This is a genomic window from Pseudomonas nitroreducens (genome assembly GCF_014204515.1).
In the GTDB taxonomy this organism is placed as follows: Bacteria; Pseudomonadota; Gammaproteobacteria; order Pseudomonadales; family Pseudomonadaceae; genus Pseudomonas; species Pseudomonas nitritireducens_A.
This window is the reverse complement of record NZ_JACHLI010000042.1, coordinates 27,709-49,270: the sequence shown is the minus strand read 5'-3', so window position 1 is coordinate 49,270 and position 21,562 is coordinate 27,709. Positions and strand designations below refer to the sequence as shown.

The following is a 21,562-nucleotide window of genomic DNA, read 5'->3' as shown; positions in this document are numbered from 1 at the left end:
CGGTGGTCATGCTTGCGTCCGCAAGAAAAGTTGCGGACGCAATAGTCTCAACTGCGGGGTCAGGCACCCAGGACGCCGATTTTCACGCGCTTACCAACAAACTGGCTCTTGCCGCTGCCACCGCAACCGCCCTGAGCTTCTCGTTCGCCAACTCGGTGTTCGCCCAGCCGACGACTCTGGCCGCCAATGAGACAGTTCAGAAAACCGAAGAGGCGGTTTCCGACACCTGGATCACCAGCAAAGTGAAGTCTTCGCTGATTGCCAACAAAGACATCAGCGGCACCAACATCAAGGTCGAAACCAACAAGGGTGTGGTTTCCCTCTCCGGTAACGTCAAGACCGACGCCGAGAAGGAACTGGCCATCCAGACCACCAAGGGCATCAAGGGCGTGACTGCGGTCTCCGCCGATGGCCTGAAGTCGGTCGAGTAAGGGGCCTGCGCCCAATCCCAGCAACCTTCAGAGGAGGATCGCCATGAACACTGACGTCATCAAAGGCAAGTGGAAGCAGCTGTCCGGCACGCTCAAGGAAAAGTGGGGCAAGCTCACCGACGATGACCTGCAGGCGGCCGACGGACACGCCGAATACCTGGTAGGTAAACTGCAGGAGCGCTACGGCTGGACCCGCGAAAAAGCGGAAGAAGAAGTCAAAGACTTCAGCCGCCGTCTGTAGCGCCCGCTCACGGATGACCCAAGCCCCGCCGGCTCGCCGGCGGGGCTTTTTCATGGGCGGATGATTCAGGATCGGTTCAGGGCGCCAGGTGCTGCTGGTAGATCGTCAGTTGCTGGGTGGGTTCGGCCTGCGGGTAGTGCTGGCGCAGGAACCGCGACAGCTCGCGCACGCCCTGCAAGTCCTGGCGCGGGCCGATCTGCTTGGCCAGTTGCAAGGTGAGGGCGGGCAGCGGCTCCGGTAACTGCCCCGAACGGGCCAGGCGCCGCCAGCAGTTCAGTGCCAGGGCAGACTCGTTGCGTTGCAGCAGCTTGCGCAGCAGGTGCAACTGGATCGCCGGATGCGTGAGCAGGCCCGCATCGCCGGCGGCGCTTTCCTCTGCCAATCGACGCAGCAGCGCATCGGCCGCTGGCGAAGGTGGCAGGGCGAACAATTGCTTCAGCGTTTCGCTCATCAAGGCCCGGTCCTGGCGGCCCTTGGCGACGCCATAAAGGCGTTCCACCAGCACCGGCTGGCCTGGGAACTGCCGCAGCAGTTCCGGCCCGCGGCTTGCCGCCTGGTCGAGGGCGAAGCGGCCGATCTGCTCGTCCAGCGCAGCCAGGGCGCGTTTGAACGGCGCTTCGGGATCTTCCTTGGCCAGGTACGCTTCGTCCACCGGCATCCGCCCCAGCTGGCGGGGCAGCCAGACCGCCAGGAAGCCCGAGACCAGCCCGCCGATGTGGGCGTAATAGTTCACGTGGTCGGCGGCGCGCAGCAGCCCGTACAGCTCCTTGCCCAGCCACAGGGGCAGGATCCATAGCGCCGGTGCGCGGAAGTAGCCCAGCAGCGGTCCCAGCCAGTAGAAGAAGCGGATGCGCCGCAGGCCGTAGACGCCGATGTACATGCCCATCAGGCCGGAGATGGCGCCCGATGCGCCGATGCCCGGCACCCAGGAGGGATCCAGCGCCCACCACAGCAGCCCGGAGCCGAGCCCGCTGAGCAGGTACAGGCTCAGGTACAGCGCCCTTCCCAGCGCGGCTTCCAGGGCGAAGCCGAAGATGAACAGGAACACCATGTTGCCGGCCAGGTGCCAGAAGCTGCCATGGAGGAACATCGAGCCGATCAGGCCCTGCACGCTGAAGCGCTCGGGGATGAAGCCGAAGCGCAGGCTGCTGGTCAGGTCGCGGGCCGCTTCGGCTTTCAGGCGCGCGGCCTGCCAGTTGGCGTCCTGCTGGAAGGCGGGCAGGGCCCGAAGCTCGTGGCCGAACTCGAGGTCCGAGAGCAGCAGCCAGGCCAGTTGTTGGCGGGGCAGGGCTTCCAGGGCGCGCTGCTGGTTCGTTTCCAGCCGGTCGCGGCGCTCCAGCGAGGCGCTGAACAGCGGGCGCTCGCGGCCGAGCAGGTCCTGGTCGAGGTAGATGCGCACGGCCTCTTCGCGGCGGCTGTTGTCGCCACCCTGGTAGCCGAAATAGATCAGTACGTTGAGGACGATGAGCAGCAGCGTGATGACCGGAGGTTTCTTCCAGTCCAGCGGATGCTCGGCGGGGACTATGACCATGATGACCTGTCCTTGGCCCGAATGGCTTGGGTGCCTGACGGCGTGGCAGGCGGCGAGACTAGCATCTCGCCAGTACGGCTGTCAGTTGCCGCTGCGCTTGCTCTGGATGTCGCTCAGGCGGTTGCCCTCGAAGCGCACGAAATACAGCATGCCGCTCCAGGGGCCGTAGATCCATTCCTCCACGGCGACTTCCATGGATTCGCCGTAGCGCTGACCGGGCACCTGCTTGTAGCCGAGGAAGGAGCGGCTGACCGGCTCGCCACAGCGGCTGAGCACATCGCTGCTGACGTCGCCGGTGCTGATCAGCCGGCTGTTGCAGCGCAGGCTGGCGGCCTGGGTATCGAGGGCGATGAGGCAGAGCGGCAGCAGGAATGCTGCCAGGCGCCACGCGAGGGTCGTCTTCAATTGCGTTTGAACTCGATACTTTTGAGCTTGTTGGCTTCGAAGGTGAGGATGTAGCTGGTGCCGTTGCGCGGACCGTAGACCCATTCCTCGACGCGGTACTCGCGGCGGTCGTAGCCGCCGAGGGTGTAACCGACTTCATCGCGGTGATCCGGCGCGCCGCACTTCTGCTCGACCTCCCAGGCGCGGTCGCCGGCATTGATCAGGGAACTGCCGCAACGCATGCTTTCCGCCTGGGCGCCCGCTGCGCAGAGCAGCAGGGCGCAGGACGTCCAGGTCAGGGCTTTCATCGAACGACTCCTTATTCGCTGTCGAGGTGGAGCTGGGTGGCCACTTTGCCACCATTCTCCGCTTCGCCGAAGCTGACGTCGATGAGGTAGATACGGTCGTCACCCAGGCCGCCCTTGGTGACCAGATAGTCCTTGATCTGGGTGGCGCGTTCCTGGCCGAGCTTGCGCAGCAGCAACTGGCTGTCGCTCCAGGAGTCGAGCACGGCCTGGCGCATCTTCGCCGAACGCTCGTCCTTGCTCAGTTCCTGCCACTCTGCCGGCGGCTGCTTCTTCAGCCGGGCGCGGTAGACGCCTTCGAGCAGGATCGGCTGCAGGTCCTCGGGCACCTCCAGCTGGCTGGCGTCGCTGGGCACCTTGTCGCCGCGTCGCTGCAACATGCTGTAGTAGTTCTTCTGGTATTCCTGCTGCAGGCGCTTGTCGGCCAGCAGCGGACCGTCGCTGGCGGCCGCGGCGACGCCTTCGACTTCCAGTTTCAGCGCCGGGCGCTGCTTGAGTGCGGCGGAGAGCTTGTCCAGGTTGCCCTGGGCGCTGCCATCCAGTTCGCTGGAGCCGGGGGCGAACACCACGTTGCTCAGGTCCGGCCCGCCGCCACCGCTGGCCAGGCCGGCGATGAAGTTGAACGGCGCCTGCACGGCGCGCACCACCAGATTGCGCAGGGTCTGCCAGACGATGGGCATGACGCTGAACTGCGGGTTGTTCAGGTCGCCTTCCACCGGCAGCTGGATATCGATGTTGCCGTTGGCGTCCTTGAGCAGGGCGATCGCCAGTTTCACCGGCAGGTCCACGGCGTCGGGGCTGTCGACCTTCTCACCCAGCTGCAGGTGTTCCACCAGCACCTTGTTGTCGGCTTTGAGCTTGCCCTGGGTGATCTGGTAGTGCAGGTCCAGGTTCAGCCGGCCCTTGCGGATGCGGTAGCCGGCGAACTTGCCGGAGTAGGGCGTGAGCGTGGTCAGCTCGACGCGCTTGAAGCTGGTGGCGATGTCCAGCTTCTCCAGCGGCGAGAAGGGGTTGAGGCTGCCCTTGATGGTCACCGGGGCGTACTTGTCGACCTTGCCCTTGATGTCCACCGAGGCGGGCGAGGGGTTGCGGTTGTCGATGGTGCCGATCTCACCGGCCAGTTGCTGAATGGCGGTGGCGAAGTCCGGGCGCAGGGTGAGGTCGGCGAAGTTGGCCGAGCCGTTGTTGATCTTCACCCCGCCGATACGGATGCCCAGCGGCTTGCTGCCGCCGCTCGAACTGCTGCCTTTCGCCGGGGCCGAGGCGGATTCGGGCTGCGGGATGATCAGCTCGCTGACGTTGGTGCTGCGGTCCTCGTTGATGATGAAGCGTGCATAGGGCTCTTCCAGCGACACGGTCTGGATCACCAGGCTGTCGCCGTGCTTGTAGGCCAGGCCGTCGAGGGTCAGCTTGGTCCATTTGACGAAGTCGCGGTTCTTCAGGGTGTCCAGGGTATGCAGCTGGGTCACCTGGGCGCTGCCGTTGACGCCGAAGGCCAGCGGCTCGGTGCCCTTGAGGTCGACGTCGAGGTCGCTGGAGAGCATGCCGCTGCGCAGCTCCAGGCGGATGAACGGGTCGATGTACGCCTGGGCGACGCGCAGGTCGATGTCGCGGGTCGCGACCTTCAGCTTCGCACTGACCGGGCTGGGGGTGACCTGGCCGCTGGCTTCGATCTGCCCGCGCGGTCCCAGGCCGGTCTTGAGCTTGAGTTGCAGGGGCGAGGTCAGGCCGCTGTCGAGGTTCTGCAGGTCCAGGTCCAGCGGGCCGACTTCCAGGTTGACCGGCTTGGCGGGGGCGCGGTCGGCCAGGTGGGCCTTGTAGCCGCGCAGCTGGGTGTCGCGCAGGACGACATGCCAGGGCTTGGCCGGCTCGGCGGGAGCGGCGTCCTTGGCAGGCGCGGGGGCCTGTGCGGTCGGCGGGGCCTTGGCGGGCTCAGCGGGGCTGGCCGGCTCGGACTTGGCGGCGACCGCTTCGGGTGCCTTGCTCGGCTCGGCAGGCTTGTCCTCGGCCGGCTTGGCGGCGGCTTCGGGCTTGCTGTCCGCAACCGGCTCGCTCGCTGCCTTGTCGGCCGGCTGCGGCGCGCTGGTGGCGGCTTGGGGTGTGTCAGCCGGTTTTGCCTGCGCCTGGGGCGAGGGTTCTTCCGGGCGCTTGTAAGGCTTGAAGTCGGCGAACAGTTTCTGCCAGTCCAGCTGGCCGTCCTTCTCCCGCGCGGCCCAGGCTTCCAGGCCCTGGCTGCGGATCTGGCCGACCACCACTTCCTGCTTGGCCAGGTCCAGGGTGGCCTGCGCCACGTCCAGGCTGGCCAGCTTGGCCAGCGGCTTGCCCTGCGGCGAGCTGAGGTCGAGGTCGCGCAGCTTGATGGCTGCCTTGTCCAGCAGCAGCTGGGTGTCCTTGGAGAGGTCCAGGTGGTAGTCGGAGGACAGGCTGAGCATGCCGTTGTTCAGGTTCAGCGGGGCGTTGTCGCGAACGTAGGGCCACCAGGCCTTCAGCGGCACGCCCTGGAGGGTGATGCTGCCCTTGGAGGTGAACGGCACGATGCTCAGGTCGCCCTTCCAGTCGAGCTTGCCGCCGTGGGGGCCGGTGGCGACCAGGGTCATCTCGGCGCCGTCGTCGGGCAGCGTGCTGAGGTTGTGCAGTTCGAAGCCCAGTGGGTCGAAGACGAATTCCACCGGCTCGCTGGGGCGGCGGTCGAGGAAGTGCAGGCTGCCTTCGGCCAGGCGAATGCGATCGATGCGCAGGGGGAACGGCTGGCTCGGCTCCTCCTGGGCCGGGGCGGGCTCGCTGGGCGGCAGGTTGAACAGGCGGCTCAGGTTGAGCGTGCCGTTCTCGGCGAACACCAGTTCGGTGTGCGGCGCGTCCAGTTCGACGTCGGCCAGGTGCAGCCTGCGCTGCCACAGGCTGTCCAGTTCCAGGTTGGCGTACAGGCGCTGGAAGCGCACCTGCTCCTGGCCGTCCTGGCCCAGGTGCAGCCCCCAGAGGGTCAGCTCCAGGCTGAAGGGATTGAACTCGATGCGCTCCAGACGGGCCGGCACGCTCGCGTAATTCGCCAGTTGCTGGTTGGCCACGCGCAGGCCGATGCCGGGAATGATCAGGAAGCCCAGCAGGCAATAGAAGAGAAAGAGCAGCAGCAGCGCGCCGAGAGCGCGTTTCAATCCTTTGGGCATGGCGAGTGTCGTTTCCGTCTGGACGTGCCGGGAAAGTATGGCACGGCTGGGCTTCTTCGATCCGATTGCCGTCCCGGGGCGCTCGCTTCAGGGGGATCGGTCAATCATTCAGGCGATGGGTACGGGCGAACTCCACGAGATCGACCAGGCTGTCGAGGTTGAGCTTCTCCAGGATACGGGTCTTGTAGGTACTGACCGTCTTCTGGCTGAGGAACAGTTCCTCGGCGATGTCCTTGTTGCTCATGCCCCGCACCAGGCTGCGCAGCACCACCAGCTCGCGCGGTGTCAGGCTGGAAACCGGATCGGCATTCTTGTCGATGCTCAGCGCCTTCTCGGGGAAGCAGCGATAACCGGAAACCAGCATGCGTGCCGCATTGAGAATGGCACTGGTGTCCTTGTTCTTGCTGACGAACCCGTGGGCGCCCGCGGCTTCGACCTTGCTCGAGTACAGGCGTTCATCCTGCGAACTGAGCACCAGCAGGCGGATGTTCTCGTCGAAGATGTGGATACGCGCCAGCAGGTCGAGCCCATCCATGCCCGGCAGGTTGAGGTCCAGGATCACCAGGTCGGGACGCTCCTTGCGAACGGCGTCCAATCCGCTGTGGCCATCGTCGGCTTCCCGAACCACGTCGAACTGCGAATCCTGTTCGAGCAGCGAACGGATCGCCAAACGCATCGCGGGGTGGTCCTCGATCAGCACCACACGCTTTTTCATAGTCAACTCCCTGAGTCAGTACATTTGCGCGCATTGATCTTGAAGATAGACCACCTGTTCAACTCGATACGGAATATTCCTATGCGTAGGAAGCAAAGTTTGAGGGGCATCAATTTCGCAGGGGAACTGGTCCTCAGCGTGCCCGCAGACTTGCCGTGCCCCGGCAACTCTGCGCAGCAAGCCTGATGCAGTCAGCGTTGCAGGGCCAGGGCGACGCCCTGGCCACCGCCGATGCAGAGCGTTGCGAGGCCTTTTTTCGCATCGCGACGGAGCATCTCGTGGAGCAGGGTGACCAGCACGCGGCAGCCCGAGGCGCCGATCGGGTGGCCGAGGGCGATGGCACCGCCGTTCACATTGACCTTCGCGGCGTCCCAGCCCAGCTCCTTGCCCACCGACAGGGCCTGGGCGGCGAAGGCTTCGTTGGCTTCGATCAGGTCCAGGTCGGCGAGCTGCCAGCCGGCCTTCTCCAGGCAGCGCCGGGTGGCGGACACCGGGCCGATGCCCATGATCGCCGGGTCGACGCCGGCGTTGGCGTAGGCGGCGATCCGCGCCAGCACCGGCAGGCCCAGTTCGGCGGCCTTGGTCGCGCTCATCAGCAGGACTGCGGCGGCACCGTCATTGAGGGTGGAGGCGTTGCCGGCGGTGACGCTGCCATCCTTCTTGAACGCCGGCTTGAGCTTGCCCAGGGACTCGTCGGTGGTGCCGGCGCGCGGTTGCTCGTCGGTGTCGAAGCGCAGGGGCTCGCCCTTGCGCTGGGGAATCTCGATGGCAGTGATCTCGGCCTGGAAGCGGCCGGCGGCGATGGCTTCGGCGGCCTTGCGCTGGGACTCGGCGGCGAAGGCGTCCTGCTCCTCGCGGCTGATGCCGTACTTTTCCACCAGGTTCTCGGCGGTGATGCCCATGTGGTAGTCGTTGAAGGCGTCCCACAGGCCGTCCTGGATCATGCTGTCGATCAGCCTGGCGTGGCCCATGCGCAGGCCGGTGCGGGCGCCGGGCATGACGTAGGGGGCGAGGCTCATGCTTTCCTGGCCGCCGGCGATGACGATGTCGGCGTCGCCACAGCGGATCGCCTGGGCTGCCAGATGCAGGGCCTTGAGACCTGAGCCGCAGACCTTGTTCACCGTCATGGCGGGCACGCTGCTGGGCAGGCCGGCGGCGATGGAAGCCTGGCGCGCCGGGTTCTGGCCGGCGCCGGCGGTGAGGGTCTGGCCGAGAATCACTTCGTCGACCCGTGCCGGGTCCAGGCCGGTCTGCTGCAGCAGGCTGCGGATCACCGCAGCGCCCAGCTCGTGGGCCGGCAGTGCCGACAGCGAGCCCTGGAAGCTGCCGATGGCGGTACGGGTGGCGGCGACGATGACGACTTCTTGCATGACACGAATCCTCTGGCTGGAGCGGCGGGGCCGCAGCGAAGGCCCATGGTTGCACAGGCTGCCGCGGTCTCACCACACTCCGAACCGGGTGGTCACGCGCTAGCGCAGCGCTGGCAGGCCCATGCGCCGGCGCGCGCGGTGCAGCGAGCCATTGCGTACCGCCCAGCGCAGCAGCGGCACGCTGCGTTTCACGCTGGAACGGATCAGCTGGCGCTGCAGGCTGCCCAGGCTGAGGCCCAACTGGTCGGCCGCCCAGTCCGGCAGCAGGTCGATGCCGGCGCGCATCATCAGCATGCCGAAGGGCTTGGCGAGGAAGCTCGGCGCCGGTGCATTGAACAGCACGCTGACCACTTCCCGGGTGCGCTCGTCGTAGCGCAGCTGCGGGCGCATGCGCTGCAGGTAGGCGGCGACCTCCGCCCGCGAGCGCGGCACATCGCGCGCGCCGAGCCGTTCGGCAATCAGGGCGATCTCGTCGTAATAGCGGTCCTGCTCCTCGCCACTGAGATCGGGATTGAGGTAGCGCAGGTGCGAGGCGAGGAAGCAGCTGACTTCGGCGACGTGGACCCAGGTGAGCAGGTCCGGATCGTTGGCGGAGTAGGAGGCGCCGTCGGGCAGGGTGCCCTGCACGCTGTCGTGGATACGCCGGACGCGCTCGATCAGCTTCTGCGCGTCGCCCGTCGAGCCGTAGGTGGTAGCGGAGATGAACTGGCCGGTGCGGCGCAGGCGGCCGAGCATGTCGGCGCGGAAATTGGAGTGGTCCCAGACGCCGCCCAGGGCGCCCGGGTGGAGCATCTGCAGGAGCAGGGCGCTGATGCCGCCGATCAGCATCGAGCTGAAGTCGCCATGGACTTTCCAGCTGACGGAGTCGGGGCCGAACAGGCCGGGATCACCCTTGGGCGATTCGAAATCGACCCCGCCCAGGGCGAGGCCGGTCAGGCTCAGGACCTGGCTTTCGATATGACGGCGAACGGTTTCCATGGGGCGAGCTGCAAGCCTCGAGCGGCGAAAGGGGCGTCATAGCAAGCTTAACGCACCCTTGTCCGCTTGCAGCTTGCAGCTTGCAGCTTGCAGCTGCTCCTCAGCGATTGAGGCGCTCGTCGATCAGCCCCTGGACCACGGTGGGGTCGGCCAGGGTCGAGGTATCACCGAGGTTCTCCAGCTCGTTGCAGGCGATCTTGCGCAGGATGCGCCGCATGATCTTGCCCGAACGGGTCTTGGGCAGGCCCGGCGCCCACTGCAGCATTTCCGGCTTGGCGAAGCTGCCGATCTCCTTGCTCACCAGGGCCAGCAGTTCCTGCTTGAGCGCATCGCTGGGCTCGATGCCGTTCATGGTGGTGACGAAGGCGTAGATGCCCTGGCCCTTGAGATCGTGCGGATAACCGACGACGGCGGCCTCGGCGACCGAGTCGTGCAGCACCAGGGCGCTCTCCACCTCGGCGGTGCCGATGCGGTGGCCAGAGACGTTGATCACGTCGTCCACGCGGCCGGTGATCCAGTAGTAGCCGTCCTCGTCGCGACGGGCGCCGTCGCCGGTGAAGTAGTAGCCGGGGTAGGGCTTGAAGTAGGTGTCGATCATCCGCTGGTGGTCGCCGTAGACGCTGCGGATCTGGCTCGGCCAGCTGGCCTTGATCGCCAGCACGCCGGACGCGGGCCCATCGATTTCCTTGCCCTGTTCATCCAGCAGCACCGGCTGCACGCCGAAGAACGGCCGGGTCGCCGAGCCGGGCTTGAGGTCGGTGGCGCCAGGCAGTGGGGTGATCAGGATGCTGCCGGTCTCGGTCTGCCACCAGGTGTCGACGATGGGGCAGCGCTTCTCGCCGACCACTTCGTAGTACCACTCCCAGGCTTCCGGGTTGATCGGCTCACCCACCGAACCGAGCAGGCGCAGGCTGCTGCGCTGGGTCTTGCGCACCGGTGCGTCGCCTTCGCGCATCAGCGCGCGGATGGCGGTGGGCGCGGTGTAGAAGATGTTCACCTGGTGCTTGTCGATCACCTGCCAGAAGCGCGAGGCGTCCGGGTAGTTCGGCACGCCCTCGAACATCAGCGTGGTGGCGGCATTGGCCAGCGGGCCGTAGACGATGTAGCTGTGGCCGGTGACCCAGCCGACATCTGCGGTGCACCAGTAGATGTCGCCGTCGTGGTAGTCGAACACGTACTTGTGGGTGATTGCCGCGCCCAGCAGGTAGCCGCCGGTGGTGTGCAGCACGCCCTTGGGTTTGCCGGTGGAGCCGGAGGTGTAGAGGATGAACAGCGGGTCCTCGGCGTCCATCGGCTCCGCCGCGCAGTCCTCGCTGGCCTCGCGCAGGGCCTCGTGGTACCAGAGGTCGCGGCCTTCGACCCAGGGGATGTCGCCCTGGGTCCGCTCGACCACCACCACGGTGGAGACGTTCGGGCAATCGGCCAGGGCCTTTTCCACGTTCTTCTTCAGCGGGATGTACTTGCCGCCGCGCACGCCTTCGTCGGCGGTGATCACGGTGCGGCAGTCGGCATCGTTGATGCGGTCGCGCAGGGCGTCCGGGGAGAAGCCGCCGAAAACCACCGAGTGCACCGCGCCGATCCGCGCGCAGGCGAGCATGGCGTAGGCCGCCTCGGGGATCATCGGCATGTAGATGCAGACCCGGTCGCCCTTCTGCACGCCGCGGCTCTTCAGCACATTGGCCAGCCGGCAGACATGGCTGTGCAGCTTGCGGTAGGTGATGTTGGCGGATTCGGCCGGGTTGTCGCCTTCCCAGATGATCGCCACCTGGTCGCCGCGCTGTTCCAGGTGACGGTCGATGCAGTTGTAGGCGACGTTGAGCTGGCCGCCCTTGAACCAGGTCGCCTGTCCCTTGGCCAGGTCGCCGTGATGCACCGAGTGCCAGGGCTTGAACCAGTCGAGGAAGGCCTTGGCCTGCTCGCCCCAGAAGGTGTGCGGGTCGTCTACCGACTGCTGGTAGAGGCGCTGGTACGCGTCGTTGTCGAGGTACGAGCGCTTGCGCACGGCCTCCGGCACGGGGTGAAGGCTGATCTCATGCATGGGGAATCCTTGTTGTTGTTTAGCCGAGATGCCCCAAGGGTGCATGCAAGGCCTGGCGGGTTCAAGGGCTGTCCATGCTGTTTCGACGCGCCTGGGAAGCGGAACGTTCCGGCGGCGAATACTCCAGTTGTGCGGCGACCAGCTGGCGCGTGGGCTCGCCGTAGCGGGCAGCGATCGCATCGAGCGCGAGCTCGAGGGTCTGCATGGCGTTGCCGGCGGCGGGCGGCAGTGCGGGCAGGTCCTGCGAGTCTTCTTCGAGGAACACCAGGCCGCTGGCGCTGCCCACGGGGCGGGCGGCCCTGGCGCGGACCTCGCTGCGGAAGGTGCGCGCCCAGGCGTCGGTGGCCAGGGCCAGGCGTACTTCATCGAACCCTGGCTCCAGGGGCAGGGCGAAGCGCTCATGGCCCCAGAAGGCGAGGTAGTTGCCGCTGGCCGCCAGGTAGCCGCTGACGCCGAGGCCGAAGCGCTGGCTGTCGTGGCGGGGCGACCAGTCCGCCACGCCGAACTGCTGCGCCAGGGCGGCAGCCCTGGCGGTACCGCCGATGGCCTCCACCAATGCCAGCGAGGCGGGCAGGGCGGCGCTGACCCCCGAGGTGGTCATGATCGGGCCATCCACCACATACCGGCGATTTTCCTGCCAGTCCGTGTCGGGGAAGTCGGCGCGCCGCTGGCCGCGGGAATACCAGTGTCCGGTGGCGCGCCGGTGGTGCAGCAGGCCCGCCTGACCCAGCACCAGCACGCCGTCGCAGATGCCCACCACGCGGCTGCCCAGGCGCGCCTGCTCGCGGATGAAGGCCAGCAGCGCGGGGTCCTGGCTGTCATGCACCGCCGGCACGATCAGGTAGTCGGCGCCCTGTGGATAACGCTGGCGGAATTGCTCCAGCGTGGCATCGGCTTGGACTTTCAGCGCCGGCATCAGCTGGACCGGGCCGGGCTCGGTCGAGAGTGCGAGCACCTGGGCCAGGCCGGAACGCCGCAGCACGCCGATCGGCACGACGTAGTCGACCAGTTCGGTCATGCGGTTCTGCGCGATCACCGCGATCAGCGGACGCGGGTGCTCGCTGCGTGGCTGGAAGGCCGGCAGGGGGCCGCCAGCAGCGTGGGCGGCGGCGCTGAACCACAGCAGAAGAAACAGGCAAATACGCATGGCAGGACTCCGGATGGGGCCTCCAGCTTGCTTGCACCTCGACTGTCACTTCGGACATCAATGAGTGAATATCTGCCAGTCAGATTTTTCGAGGGCGCGCGGATGAAGGGTCCCCACCGGGTTCTGCTGCTGGTCTTCCCCGGCTTCCAGCTGCTGGATGCGACCGGGCCCGCGGAGGTTTTCGCAGCAGTGGACGAGCAGTTGCCGCCACGCCTGCGGCCCACCTACGAGCTGCAGGTCATCGCGCCTGGTGGCGGGCTGATGAGATCCAGTACCGGGCTGGAGCTGGCCAGCGGGCCGCTGCCCGAGCCGCAGGAGGTGGCCGGCTGTACGCTGCTGGTAGCCGGTGGCTTCGGCGTCCAGGCGGCCATGCAGACCGGTGAAATCGCCCGCTGGCTGGCGCAAGCCGCGCCCCTGGCGGCTCGGTGTGCATCGATCTGCACCGGTGCCTTCCTGCTGGCGCAGGCGGGTGTGCTGGACGGGCGGGCGGTGGTGACCCATTGGCGTTACGGCGAGCTGCTGCAGCGGCTGTTTCCGTCCCTGCGAGTGTTACCCGACGCCCTGTTCGTGTGTGACGGCAGTTTCTACAGCTCGGCTGGGGTGACCGCCGGCATGGATCTGTGCCTGAGCCTGGTGGAGGAAGACCATGGTCGCGAGGCTTCCCTGGGCGTTGCGCGCGGGCTGGTGATGTACCTGCGGCGTCCGGGTGGGCAGCGTCAGTTCAGCGCGCAGCTGCTGGCTCAGCAGGCACCCCTCGGCGGCCATCTGGAGCGCCTGGTGCAATGGCTGCGCGAGCGCCTGGAGCACCCGGTGGATGTCGAGGAGATGGCCGCGTGGATGGCGATGTCCTCGCGCACACTGCATCGGCACTGTCAGGCGGAAATGGGCATGACGCCCGCGAAGCTGTTGCTGCAGCTGCGGCTGGAACAAGCCTGCCAGCTGCTGGAGACGGGTGAGCCGGCGCTCAAGCGCGTGGCCCGGCGTGCCGGCTTTGGCAGCGAGTACAACCTGCGGCGCGCCTTCGTCCAGGCGCTGGGCGTGACGCCCGGGGAATACCGGCAGCGCTTCTGCCGCTAGGCGGCGGACGGCCGGGTAGCCGTCCGCGCGACCCTCAACCGCGGTGGCGACCGCGGAAGAAGTCGATCAGCCCCTGGGTGGAGCCGTCTTCTGCAGCGCTTTCCTCGCTGCCGACCAGACGGCCGTAGACCGCCTTGCCGAGCTCCTTGCCCAGCTCCACACCCCACTGGTCAAACGCGTTGATGCCCCAGAGGATGCTCTGCACGTAGACCTTGTGCTCGTACATGGCGATCAGCGCGCCCAGGCGGCGGGCACTGATGCGCTCCAGCACCAGGGTATTGCTCGGGCGGTTGCCGGGAATCACCTTGTGTGGCGCCAGGCGCTGCACCTCGGCTTCGTCCACGCCCTTGGCGCGCAGTTCGGCCTCGGCCTCGGCGCGGCTCTTGCCGACCATCAGCGCCTGGCTCTGCGACAGGCAGTTGGCGTACAGCCACTGGTGGTGATCGGCCACCGGGTTGTAGCTGGACACCGGGACGATGAAGTCCGCCGGGATCAGGTGGGTGCCCTGGTGCAGCAACTGGTGGTACGCATGCTGGCCGTTGCAGCCCACGCCGCCCCAGATCACCGGGCCGGTGCCGGCGGAAACCGGGCTGCCGTCCTGGCGCACGCTCTTGCCGTTGGACTCCATGTCCAGCTGCTGCAGGTGGTCGGTGATGTTGCGCAGGTAGTAGTCGTACGGCAGGATCGCGTGGCTGCGCGCGCCCCAGAAGTCGCCGTACCAGACGCCGAGCAGGCCCAGCAGCACCGGGATGTTCTTCTCGAACGGCGAGGTCAGGAAGTGCTGGTCCATGCTGTAGGCGCCGGACAGCAGTTCCTTGAAGTTGTTGATGCCTACCGACATGGCGATCGGCAGGCCGATGGCCGACCACAGCGAGTAGCGCCCGCCGACCCAGTCCCACATCGGGAAGACGTTTTCCGGGCGGATGCCGAAGGCCGCGGCGGCTTCCTTGTTGCTGGAGACGGCGATGAAGTGGCGGTACAGCTCCGCCTCGCTGCCGCCCTGGGCCAGATACCAGGCGCGGGCGGCCTGGGCATTCTTCAGGGTTTCCAGGGTGCCGAAGGACTTCGACGAGACGATGAACAGGGTGGTCTCGGCGTTGAGCCTGGCCGTCAGCTCGCGGAACTCGCTGCCGTCGATGTTCGCCAGGTAGTGGCAGCGCACGCCTTTCTGGGCGAAGGGCAGCAGCGCCTCGGAGACCAGTTGCGGGCCGAGGAAGGAACCGCCGATGCCGATGTTCACCACGTCGGTGATCGGCTTCTCGGTGTAACCGCGCCACAGGCCGTTGTGCACGGCGGCGACCAGCTCGGTCATCTGGTGCAGTACGCGGTGCACTTCGGGCATCACGTCCACACCGTCGACCAGCACCTTGTCGCCGATGGGACGGCGCAGGGCGGTGTGCAACACCGGGCGGCGTTCGGAAGCGTTGATCACCTCACCGCGGAACATCGCCTGGATGGCCTCGCCCAGCTTGGCCTCTTCGGCCAGCTTCACCAGCAGGTCGAGGGTGTCCTGGCGGATCAGGTTCTTCGAGAAGTCGAGGAACAGGCCGCAGGCGCTCAGGGAGAAGCGCTTGAAGCGCTCCGGGTCCTGGGCGAACGCCTCGCGCATGGTGAAGTGCTGCAGTTCCTGGCGGTGGGCGATCAATGCCTGCCAGCTCGCCAGTTGGGTGGCATCCAGCGGGGTGCGGTGGTGTTCCATGACGTACCTTCGGGTAAGACGTGCGTGATTGAGCGTGAGACGTTGGAGCCGGGAAGAGCCGCGCGGGTTCCGGGATTCCGGTCAGGCCAACTGCACCGGAATGGCGTTGCTGGTGTGGCTCAGTTGGTTACCGGGAGCCATATACAGCATGCGCGGCTTGAAGTCCTCAAGCTCCGCGTCGCTGAACTGAGCGTACGCGCAGATGATCACGCGGTCACCCACCTTGGCCTTGTGCGCGGCGGCGCCGTTGACGGAAATCATCCGCGAACCTTCCTCGCCACGGATGGCATAGGTGGTGAAGCGCTCGCCGTTGTCGACGTTGTAGATCTGGATCTGTTCGTACTCGCGAATACCGGCCAGATCGAGCCACTCGCCGTCGATGGCGCAGGAGCCTTCGTAGTCGAGCACTGCGTGGGTGACTTCGGCGCGGTGCAGTTTGGCTTTGAGCATGATGCTCTGCATGACGTGGCTCCTGTTGTTTTTGGTTTTCTGGGCTGGGCGTTGCGGCGGGGCGAGTATGCGCGAGCACCCGAAGTCGCTCAATACCGCGGCTGGCGTGGATTGAGGCGAGGCTTCGGGGGCTTTTGCGGGGGTCAGTCGAGGCTGAAGGCGAGGTTGTCGATCAACCGGGTGCTGCCCAGGAAGGCGGCGACCAGGATCACCAACTGATGGTCCTGCGCCGTGGCGGGGCGCAGGCCGACGGGCTCGCGGGCTTCCAGGTAATCGATCCGCAGGCCGGCCTGTTCGATCTGCCGGCAGCCTTCGGCGAGCAGCACGGGGAAGTCGCGCTCGCCCTGGCGGATGCGCTCGGCCAGCTGCTTCAGGGTGCGCTGCAGGACCGGCGCGGTGGCGCGTTGTTCGTCAGTGAGGTAACCATTGCGCGAAGACAGCGCCAGGCCGTCCTCGGCGCGAACGGTGGCCTCACCGAAGATCTGGATCGGCAGGTTGAGGTCGCGCACCAGCTTGCGGATCACCGCCAGCTGCTGGAAATCCTTCTCGCCGAACAGCGCCATGTCGGGCTGGACCATGTTGAACAGCTTGCAGACCACGGTGGCGACGCCATCGAAGTGGCCCGGCCGGCTACCGCCGCACAGCCCCTCGGAGACACCGGTGACGTGCAATCGGGTCTGGCCCTGCATGCCGTCGGGATACATCTCCTCGACAGTCGGAGCAAAGAGCAGGTGACAGCCGGCTTCCAGCAGCTTCTCCTGGTCGGCGGCGAGGGTCCGCGGGTACTTGTCCAGGTCTTCGCTGGGGCCGAACTGCAGCGGGTTGACGAAGATGCTCGCCACCACGAAGTCGGCGCGCTGGCTGGCCTTGGTCACCAGCGCGGCGTGGCCGGCGTGGAGGTTGCCCATGGTCGGCACCAGCGCGATGCGCTTGCCTTCGCTGCGGGCGCGCGCCACGGCGGCGCGCAGCTCGCGGACTGTCTTGACTGTGTTCATCAGGCGAAACCGTGCTCCGGACCGGGGAAGGTGCCGTCCTTCACGGCCTTCACATAGGCGGCGAAGGCGGACTGGATGTCGGGCTGGCCGTCGAGGAAGTTCTTCACGAACTTCGGCGAGCGGCCGGACAGCGACAGGCCGAGCATGTCGTGCATCACCAGGACCTGGCCGTCGGTGCCGGAGCCGGCGCCAATGCCGATCACCGGAATCTTCACCGCCTCGGTGATTTCCTTGGCCAGCGCCGAGGGCACGCACTCGAGCAGCAGCACGGCAGCGCCGGCCTGCTCCAGGGCGATGGCGTCGGCGCGCAGCTGGCGCGCCTGGTTTTCCTGGCGGCCCTGGACCTTGAAGCCGCCGAACAGGTTGACCGCCTGCGGGGTGAGGCCCAGGTGCGCGCACACCGGAATGCCCATCTGGGCCAGGCGGATGATCGGCTCGGCGAGCCAGGCGCCGCCTTCGAGCTTGACCATGTGGGCGCCGGCCTGCATCAGCTTGACCGAGTCGCGCAGCAACTGGTCCAGGGAAGAACCGGATTCGAACGGCAGGTCGCTGACGATCAGCGCGCCCTTGTTACCACGCTTCACCGCGGCGGTGTGGTAGGCCATGTCTTCCACGGTCACCGGCAGCGTGCTGTCGTGACCTTGCAGCACCATACCCAGGGAGTCACCGATCAGCAGCATTTCGGCACCGGCGAGGCTGGCGGTGTGGGCGAAAGTGGCATCGTAGGAGGTCAGCATCGCGATCTTTTCGCCGCTTTGCTTGAGACCTTGCAGGGTGGTCAGGGTGACATCAGGCATGAAAGTGTCCTCGGCTCTGCGTCGGGCAGGGGCAAACGGGGCCCTATAGTCCGGATCGAAAAAGGCGAAGTCAATTGCAGGTGTTACCGGACTGTTACGGCGTTACTGCCAGTGCGCCCCACCTCTGGGGCGCAGCATGCCTCAGGACAGGCGTTCCAGGCCGCTGAACGGACAGGCGGCGAGCAGCTCGGGCAGGTTACGGCCGTCGGGCAGGCGCAGTTGCGGGGCGAGGTCGGCCAGCGGGTAGAGCACGAAGGCGCGCGCGTGCATGTGGTAGTGCGGCACGGTGAGGCGCGGCTCGTCGATCAGTTGATCGCCGAACAGCAGGATATCGAGATCCAGGGTACGCGGGCCCCAGCGCTCGTCCTTGCGCACGCGGCCTTGCTCCAGCTCGATGGTCTGCAGGGCATCCAGCAGGGCGAGCGGCTCCAGGTCGGTATCCAGCGCGGCCACGGCGTTGACGTAGCGCGGCTGGTCCGGCGGGCCCAGCGGATCGCTGGCGTAGAGCGGCGAGACCACCGCCACCTTGGTGGCGGGAATCAGGGCGATGGCCTTCAGCGCGGCTTCGAGCTGCTGGCGCGGCTCGGCAAGGTTGCTGCCGAGCCCGAGGTACACCCGCTCGCTCATTCGCTGCTGGCGCCTTCGGTGCGCGGGCCGCGACGACGGCGGTTGCTACCGCCACGGCGGCGTTTGCGCGGCGCGGCGCCGCCTTCTTCCGGCTGGCTGGCCAGGTTGCGGATCATGCCGCGGCGTTCACCGTCGCTGGCTTCCTGGTAGTCGGTCCACCAGTCGCCCAGGCCGCCGGTTTCCTCGCCAGCGCTCTCGCGCAGCAGGAGGAAGTCATAGCCGGCGCGGAAGCGCGGGTTTTCCAGCAGCAGGTCGGCCTTCTTGCCCTGGCGGCGCGGCAGGCGTTCCTGCATGTCCCAGATCTCGCGGATCGGGATGGTGAAACGCTTGGGCACCGCGGTGCGCCGGCACTGTTCGAGGATCAGCTCGTGGGCCGCTTCCTGCATGGCCGGAATCGGCGGCATGCCGCGTTCCTGCAGCTTCAGCACGCGGGCGGGCAGGGCCGGCCAGAGCAGCGCGGCGAACAGGAAGGCCGGAGTGACCGGCTTGCCCAGGCGGATGCGCTCGTCGGTATTGGCCAGCGCTTGGCGCATCAGCTTGCCGGCGTATTCGGGGTTTTCCTTCAGCGCCTTGGCGCTCGCCGGGAACAGCGGGGCGAACAGCTCGTACTCGTTGAGCAGCTCGAAGGTGCGCTCGGCCTTGCCGCTGAGGAACAGCTTGAGCACTTCGTCGAACAGGCGTGCGGAGGGAATCTCGTTGAGCAGCGGTGCCAGGCGGCGGATCGGCGCGGCGCTGTGCTTCTCGATCTCGAAGTCCAGCTTGGCGGCGAAACGCACCGCGCGCAGCATGCGCACCGGGTCTTCGAGGTAACGCTGCTCGGGATCGCCGATCAGGCGGATCAGGCGGTTGCGGATATCGCGCACACCGTGGGCGTAGTCGAGGATGCGTTCACCGGTGACATCGAAGTACAGGGCATTGATGGTGAAGTCGCGGCGCTGGGCGTCGTCTTCCAGGGTGCCGTAGACGTTGTCACGCAGGATGCGGCCGGCCTCGTTGCGCGAGGCGTGGGCGTTGTTCTCTTCGTCCTCGCTGACCGGATGGTTGGCGCGGAAGGTGGCGACCTCGATGATCTCGCGGCCGAAATGCACGTGGACCAGCTTGAAGCGGCGACCGATCACCCGTGCGTTGCGGAACTCGGCTCGCACCTGCTCGGGGGTGGCGCTGGTGGCCACGTCGAAATCCTTGGGGGGAATACCCAGCAGCGGGTCACGCACGCCGCCGCCGACGATGTACGCCTGGTAGCCGGCCTTGGTCAGGCGCTCCACGACGTTCACCGCGTTCCTGCTGAACTGGTCCCGCCGCAGCGAGTGCTGATGATTGCCAACGACTTCCGGGGTAGTGCGGACGGCGCGTGGACGGCGCAGTGGGGATCGGATGGACTGGATCAGCTTTTTCAGCATGTGTGCACTATCGGGAATAGGTGTATGGATGGCATACGCAGGTCTCGGCAAGCCGCCTGATTGCGGCGTTTCCTGGAGGATAGCGGGCGGTCTGCCGCTGCCTTGAAACAATTGGCAGCAAATCGAATGCCGTCTGCGCCGCGGCGATTCTAGCATCGTGGGGAGGGATGATGAAGAAAACTGAAGAAAGGGGCTTGCGGGGGACAGCGAGGAGGGTGTAGCGAAAGCTACTGGGGGAGCCGAGGCTCCCCCCCAAATAGGTGCGTGCTTTGTTTTTATTATGATTACCGGGCTTGTTGTTTTTGTTTGTAGACCCGACCCTCGAAGCTACCTGCTTCGGGGAACCTTCCACACATGGAAGGGTTCAATAGCAAACGGATTGCTTTGGTCGCTGAGTGAGCAATGACCTTGCGGTCCAACCAGTTTTGCGTGCTGCCTCAAGACAGTTTTATTCTTCTTGACTGGTTGCGGGACTGGTCCCGACGGCTACCCTTCTCCAAAAGAATCAGTTAGCTGCGCCTCCGCGATCTTGTTTTTGTTGTGCTGGAGTCGTTTCGTCTTGTTCTTATTTTGAGTTGGTCGTGCTTGTTATTGTTGTTGTACCAATAACAAAGCAGATGCCGTGCCAACTTTTGCGAATCCTTATTTTTCAAGGGTTTGCGAGGATCGCCCCCCAATCCGCAGGCACAAAAAAGCCGGGTTTTCGTTACCGATGAACCCGGCTTTGTTACGGAGCATGTCCCCGGTAACAGTGTGGGGACCTGTTACGAGTCCGCTGCGGCACCGGATTTGCGCCGTGGGATACCCAGGCGCTGGCGACGTTCCCACAGGCATTTGCGGCTGATCCCCAGCTTGCGGGCGAGCTCGGTCTCGGTCATGTGGTCCTGGTGCTCGAGGACGAAGTGCTGGAAGTAGTCTTCCAGCGACAGATCCTCGGTGGGCTCGTGGTTGCTGGCGCTGCCGTTGCTGGGGCGCAGGTCGCCGTCATCGCCGAAGTCGTCATCCAGATCATCCAGTTCGATGTCGATGCCTAGCAGGTCGGCCGGGATTTCCTGGCCCTCGCTGAGGATCACCGCGCGCTCGATGGCGTTCTCCAGTTCGCGCACGTTACCCGGCCACGGATAGTGACGGATGGCCTGTTCGGCCTCGTGGGAGAAGGTCAGCGCCGGACGCCCCATCTGGGAGCACTGGCGCGCCAGGAAGGAGCGGGCGATTTCCATCACGTCGGGACCACGCTCGCGCAGCGGCGGCAGCTTCAGCGAGATGACGTGCAGACGGTAATAGAGGTCTTCGCGGAACTGGCCGGTCTTGGCCAGCATCTTCAGGTCGCGGTGGGTGGCGGCGATCAGGCGCACATCGACCTTCTGCGACTGCACCGAGCCGACCCGGCGGATCTCGCCTTCCTGCAGCACGCGCAGCAGGCGCGCCTGGGCTTCCAGCGGCAGTTCGCCGATCTCGTCGAGGAACAGCGTGCCACCGTCGGCCGCCTCCACCAAGCCGGCGCGGCCGGCGCTGGCGCCGGTGAAGGCACCTTTCTCGTGGCCGAACAGTTCGGATTCGATCAGGGTCTCCGGGATCGCCGCGCAGTTCACCGAGATCAGCGGCGCCTTGGTGCGCTTGGAGAGGTTGTGCAGGGCGCGGGCGACCAGTTCCTTGCCGGTCCCGGACTCGCCCTGGATCAGTACATTGGAATCGGTGGGCGCGACCTTGCGGATCTTGCTGTAGAGCTCCTGCATCGGTGGGCAGGAGCCGATGATGCCGATGTCGCCATCCGCGGCGGCGGTGTTACCGCTGCTGCGCTCGGCGGCCTTGGCGTTACCGCGGGCTTCGGCGGGGGCGTTACGGTTTTCCTGGCGATCCTTGAGGATGCGCGCCACGGCCTGGAGCATCTCGTCGTGGTCGAACGGCTTGGCGATGTAGTCCACCGCGCCCATCTTCATCGAGTCCACCGCCGAGCGCAGGCTGGCGTAGCTGGTCATGATCAGCACCGGGGTGCCCTGGGCCAGCTTGATCAGTTCGGTGCCCGGGGCGCCGGGCAGGCGCAGGTCGCTGACGATCATGTCGAACGACGGGATGCTGTAGCGCTCCTGCGCTTCCTGCACCGAGCCAGCCTCGCTGACCTGGTACTGGTTGCGCTCGAGCAATCGTCGCAGGGCGGAACGGATGATGGTTTCGTCTTCGACGATGAGGATATGTGCCATGTATTCAGCTCT

Annotated in this window: 19 protein-coding genes; 3 read left to right on the top strand and 16 right to left on the bottom strand. The window is 66.3% G+C overall.

Annotation, left to right across the window (positions count from 1 at the left end):
• Nucleotides 1-41: 41 nt before the first annotated feature.
• Nucleotides 42-431: a BON domain-containing protein gene (locus HNP46_RS31980; RefSeq protein ID WP_184597194.1), complete on the top strand. Its 390-nt coding sequence runs from the start codon at nt 42-44 to the stop codon at nt 429-431.
• 43 nt (nt 432-474) lie between these two features.
• Complete coding sequence (locus HNP46_RS31975; RefSeq protein WP_184597190.1) at nt 475-672, top strand: CsbD family protein; 198 nt, start codon at nt 475-477, stop codon at nt 670-672.
• 76 nt (nt 673-748) lie between these two features.
• Here the strand turns inward: HNP46_RS31975 and HNP46_RS31970 are convergent, their stop codons facing one another.
• From HNP46_RS31970 to HNP46_RS31930, 9 genes are all read right to left on the bottom strand, one after another.
• Nucleotides 749-2,203: a rhomboid family intramembrane serine protease gene (locus HNP46_RS31970; RefSeq protein WP_184597188.1), complete on the bottom strand. Its 1,455-nt coding sequence runs from the start codon at nt 2,201-2,203 to the stop codon at nt 749-751.
• Nucleotides 2,204-2,284: 81 nt separating this feature from the next.
• Nucleotides 2,285-2,608, bottom strand: a complete 324-nt coding sequence (locus HNP46_RS31965; protein WP_409372479.1) for a DUF2845 domain-containing protein — start codon at nt 2,606-2,608, stop codon at nt 2,285-2,287.
• Entirely contained in the window at nt 2,605-2,895 is a 291-nt protein-coding gene (locus HNP46_RS31960) for a DUF2845 domain-containing protein (protein ID WP_184597185.1), read from the bottom strand. Before HNP46_RS31960 ends, HNP46_RS31965 begins: the two co-directional genes overlap by 4 nt.
• An 11-nt stretch (nt 2,896-2,906) precedes the next feature.
• Nucleotides 2,907-6,056, bottom strand: coding sequence for a DUF748 domain-containing protein (locus tag HNP46_RS31955; RefSeq protein WP_184597183.1), 3,150 nt, complete (start codon nt 6,054-6,056; stop codon nt 2,907-2,909).
• 100 nt (nt 6,057-6,156) lie between these two features.
• Nucleotides 6,157-6,771, bottom strand: a complete 615-nt coding sequence (locus HNP46_RS31950; RefSeq protein WP_184597181.1) for a response regulator transcription factor — start codon at nt 6,769-6,771, stop codon at nt 6,157-6,159.
• A gap of 191 nt (nt 6,772-6,962) precedes the next feature.
• A complete protein-coding gene (locus HNP46_RS31945; protein WP_184597179.1) occupies nt 6,963-8,141 on the bottom strand; it encodes an acetyl-CoA C-acetyltransferase in 1,179 nt (392 codons plus the stop codon).
• 99 nt (nt 8,142-8,240) lie between these two features.
• The gene (locus tag HNP46_RS31940; RefSeq protein ID WP_184597177.1) at nt 8,241-9,119 is read right to left on the bottom strand and encodes an oxygenase MpaB family protein; all 879 of its coding nucleotides are present in this window, start codon (nt 9,117-9,119) and stop codon (nt 8,241-8,243) included.
• 100 nt (nt 9,120-9,219) lie between these two features.
• The gene (gene acs / locus HNP46_RS31935) at nt 9,220-11,157 is read right to left on the bottom strand and encodes an acetate--CoA ligase (protein ID WP_184597175.1); all 1,938 of its coding nucleotides are present in this window, start codon (nt 11,155-11,157) and stop codon (nt 9,220-9,222) included.
• A gap of 61 nt (nt 11,158-11,218) precedes the next feature.
• Nucleotides 11,219-12,304 (bottom strand): DJ-1/PfpI family protein, encoded by a 1,086-nt coding sequence (locus HNP46_RS31930; protein ID WP_184597173.1) that lies wholly within the window; start codon nt 12,302-12,304, stop codon nt 11,219-11,221.
• Between the two features lie 102 nt (nt 12,305-12,406).
• Between HNP46_RS31930 and HNP46_RS31925 the strand changes: the two genes are divergently transcribed.
• Nucleotides 12,407-13,381: a GlxA family transcriptional regulator gene (locus HNP46_RS31925; protein ID WP_184597171.1), complete on the top strand. Its 975-nt coding sequence runs from the start codon at nt 12,407-12,409 to the stop codon at nt 13,379-13,381.
• Nucleotides 13,382-13,415: 34 nt separating this feature from the next.
• Here the strand turns inward: HNP46_RS31925 and pgi are convergent, their stop codons facing one another.
• The 7 genes from pgi to HNP46_RS31890 form a co-directional block, all read right to left on the bottom strand.
• Nucleotides 13,416-15,080 carry a glucose-6-phosphate isomerase gene (gene pgi, locus HNP46_RS31920; RefSeq protein ID WP_184597169.1) on the bottom strand — a complete coding sequence of 555 codons (1,665 nt, stop codon included), beginning with the start codon at nt 15,078-15,080 and terminating at the stop codon, nt 13,416-13,418.
• Between the two features lie 81 nt (nt 15,081-15,161).
• Entirely contained in the window at nt 15,162-15,542 is a 381-nt protein-coding gene (panD, locus tag HNP46_RS31915; protein WP_184597167.1) for an aspartate 1-decarboxylase, read from the bottom strand.
• Between the two features lie 131 nt (nt 15,543-15,673).
• Nucleotides 15,674-16,525: a pantoate--beta-alanine ligase gene (gene panC / locus HNP46_RS31910; protein ID WP_184597158.1), complete on the bottom strand. Its 852-nt coding sequence runs from the start codon at nt 16,523-16,525 to the stop codon at nt 15,674-15,676.
• On the bottom strand, nt 16,525-17,322 hold the full coding sequence (gene panB, locus HNP46_RS31905) for a 3-methyl-2-oxobutanoate hydroxymethyltransferase (protein ID WP_184597156.1): 798 nt from the start codon (nt 17,320-17,322) through the stop codon (nt 16,525-16,527). The genes panC and panB overlap by 1 nt, the downstream gene beginning before the upstream one ends.
• A 141-nt stretch (nt 17,323-17,463) precedes the next feature.
• Nucleotides 17,464-17,949, bottom strand: a complete 486-nt coding sequence (gene folK, locus HNP46_RS31900) for a 2-amino-4-hydroxy-6-hydroxymethyldihydropteridine diphosphokinase (protein ID WP_184597153.1) — start codon at nt 17,947-17,949, stop codon at nt 17,464-17,466.
• Nucleotides 17,946-19,349: a polynucleotide adenylyltransferase PcnB gene (locus tag HNP46_RS31895; protein ID WP_184597151.1), complete on the bottom strand. Its 1,404-nt coding sequence runs from the start codon at nt 19,347-19,349 to the stop codon at nt 17,946-17,948. Before HNP46_RS31895 ends, folK begins: the two co-directional genes overlap by 4 nt.
• A gap of 764 nt (nt 19,350-20,113) precedes the next feature.
• Nucleotides 20,114-21,550 carry a sigma-54-dependent transcriptional regulator gene (locus tag HNP46_RS31890; protein WP_184597149.1) on the bottom strand — a complete coding sequence of 479 codons (1,437 nt, stop codon included), beginning with the start codon at nt 21,548-21,550 and terminating at the stop codon, nt 20,114-20,116.
• Nucleotides 21,551-21,562: the final 12 nt, after the last annotated feature.

Excerpts from the sequence above, each read along its gene's own strand:
- panB (WP_184597156.1), bottom strand. The coding sequence starts at position 17,322 with ATGCCTGATGTCACCCTGACCACCCTGCAAGGTCTCAAGCAAAGCGGC.
- panD (WP_184597167.1), bottom strand. The coding sequence starts at position 15,542 with ATGCAGAGCATCATGCTCAAAGCCAAACTGCACCGCGCCGAAGTCACC.
- folK (WP_184597153.1), bottom strand. The coding sequence starts at position 17,949 with ATGAGCGAGCGGGTGTACCTCGGGCTCGGCAGCAACCTTGCCGAGCCG.
- panC (WP_184597158.1), bottom strand. The coding sequence starts at position 16,525 with ATGAACACAGTCAAGACAGTCCGCGAGCTGCGCGCCGCCGTGGCGCGC.
- HNP46_RS31945 (WP_184597179.1), bottom strand. The coding sequence starts at position 8,141 with ATGCAAGAAGTCGTCATCGTCGCCGCCACCCGTACCGCCATCGGCAGC.
- HNP46_RS31895 (WP_184597151.1), bottom strand. The coding sequence starts at position 19,349 with ATGCTGAAAAAGCTGATCCAGTCCATCCGATCCCCACTGCGCCGTCCA.
- acs (WP_184597175.1), bottom strand. The coding sequence starts at position 11,157 with ATGCATGAGATCAGCCTTCACCCCGTGCCGGAGGCCGTGCGCAAGCGC.
- HNP46_RS31975 (WP_184597190.1), top strand. The coding sequence starts at position 475 with ATGAACACTGACGTCATCAAAGGCAAGTGGAAGCAGCTGTCCGGCACG.
- pgi (WP_184597169.1), bottom strand. The coding sequence starts at position 15,080 with ATGGAACACCACCGCACCCCGCTGGATGCCACCCAACTGGCGAGCTGG.
- HNP46_RS31925 (WP_184597171.1), top strand. The coding sequence starts at position 12,407 with ATGAAGGGTCCCCACCGGGTTCTGCTGCTGGTCTTCCCCGGCTTCCAG.
- HNP46_RS31960 (WP_184597185.1), bottom strand. The coding sequence starts at position 2,895 with ATGAAAGCCCTGACCTGGACGTCCTGCGCCCTGCTGCTCTGCGCAGCG.
- HNP46_RS31970 (WP_184597188.1), bottom strand. The coding sequence starts at position 2,203 with ATGGTCATAGTCCCCGCCGAGCATCCGCTGGACTGGAAGAAACCTCCG.
- HNP46_RS31950 (WP_184597181.1), bottom strand. The coding sequence starts at position 6,771 with ATGAAAAAGCGTGTGGTGCTGATCGAGGACCACCCCGCGATGCGTTTG.
- HNP46_RS31955 (WP_184597183.1), bottom strand. The coding sequence starts at position 6,056 with ATGCCCAAAGGATTGAAACGCGCTCTCGGCGCGCTGCTGCTGCTCTTT.
- HNP46_RS31930 (WP_184597173.1), bottom strand. The coding sequence starts at position 12,304 with ATGCGTATTTGCCTGTTTCTTCTGCTGTGGTTCAGCGCCGCCGCCCAC.
- HNP46_RS31890 (WP_184597149.1), bottom strand. The coding sequence starts at position 21,550 with ATGGCACATATCCTCATCGTCGAAGACGAAACCATCATCCGTTCCGCC.
- HNP46_RS31940 (WP_184597177.1), bottom strand. The coding sequence starts at position 9,119 with ATGGAAACCGTTCGCCGTCATATCGAAAGCCAGGTCCTGAGCCTGACC.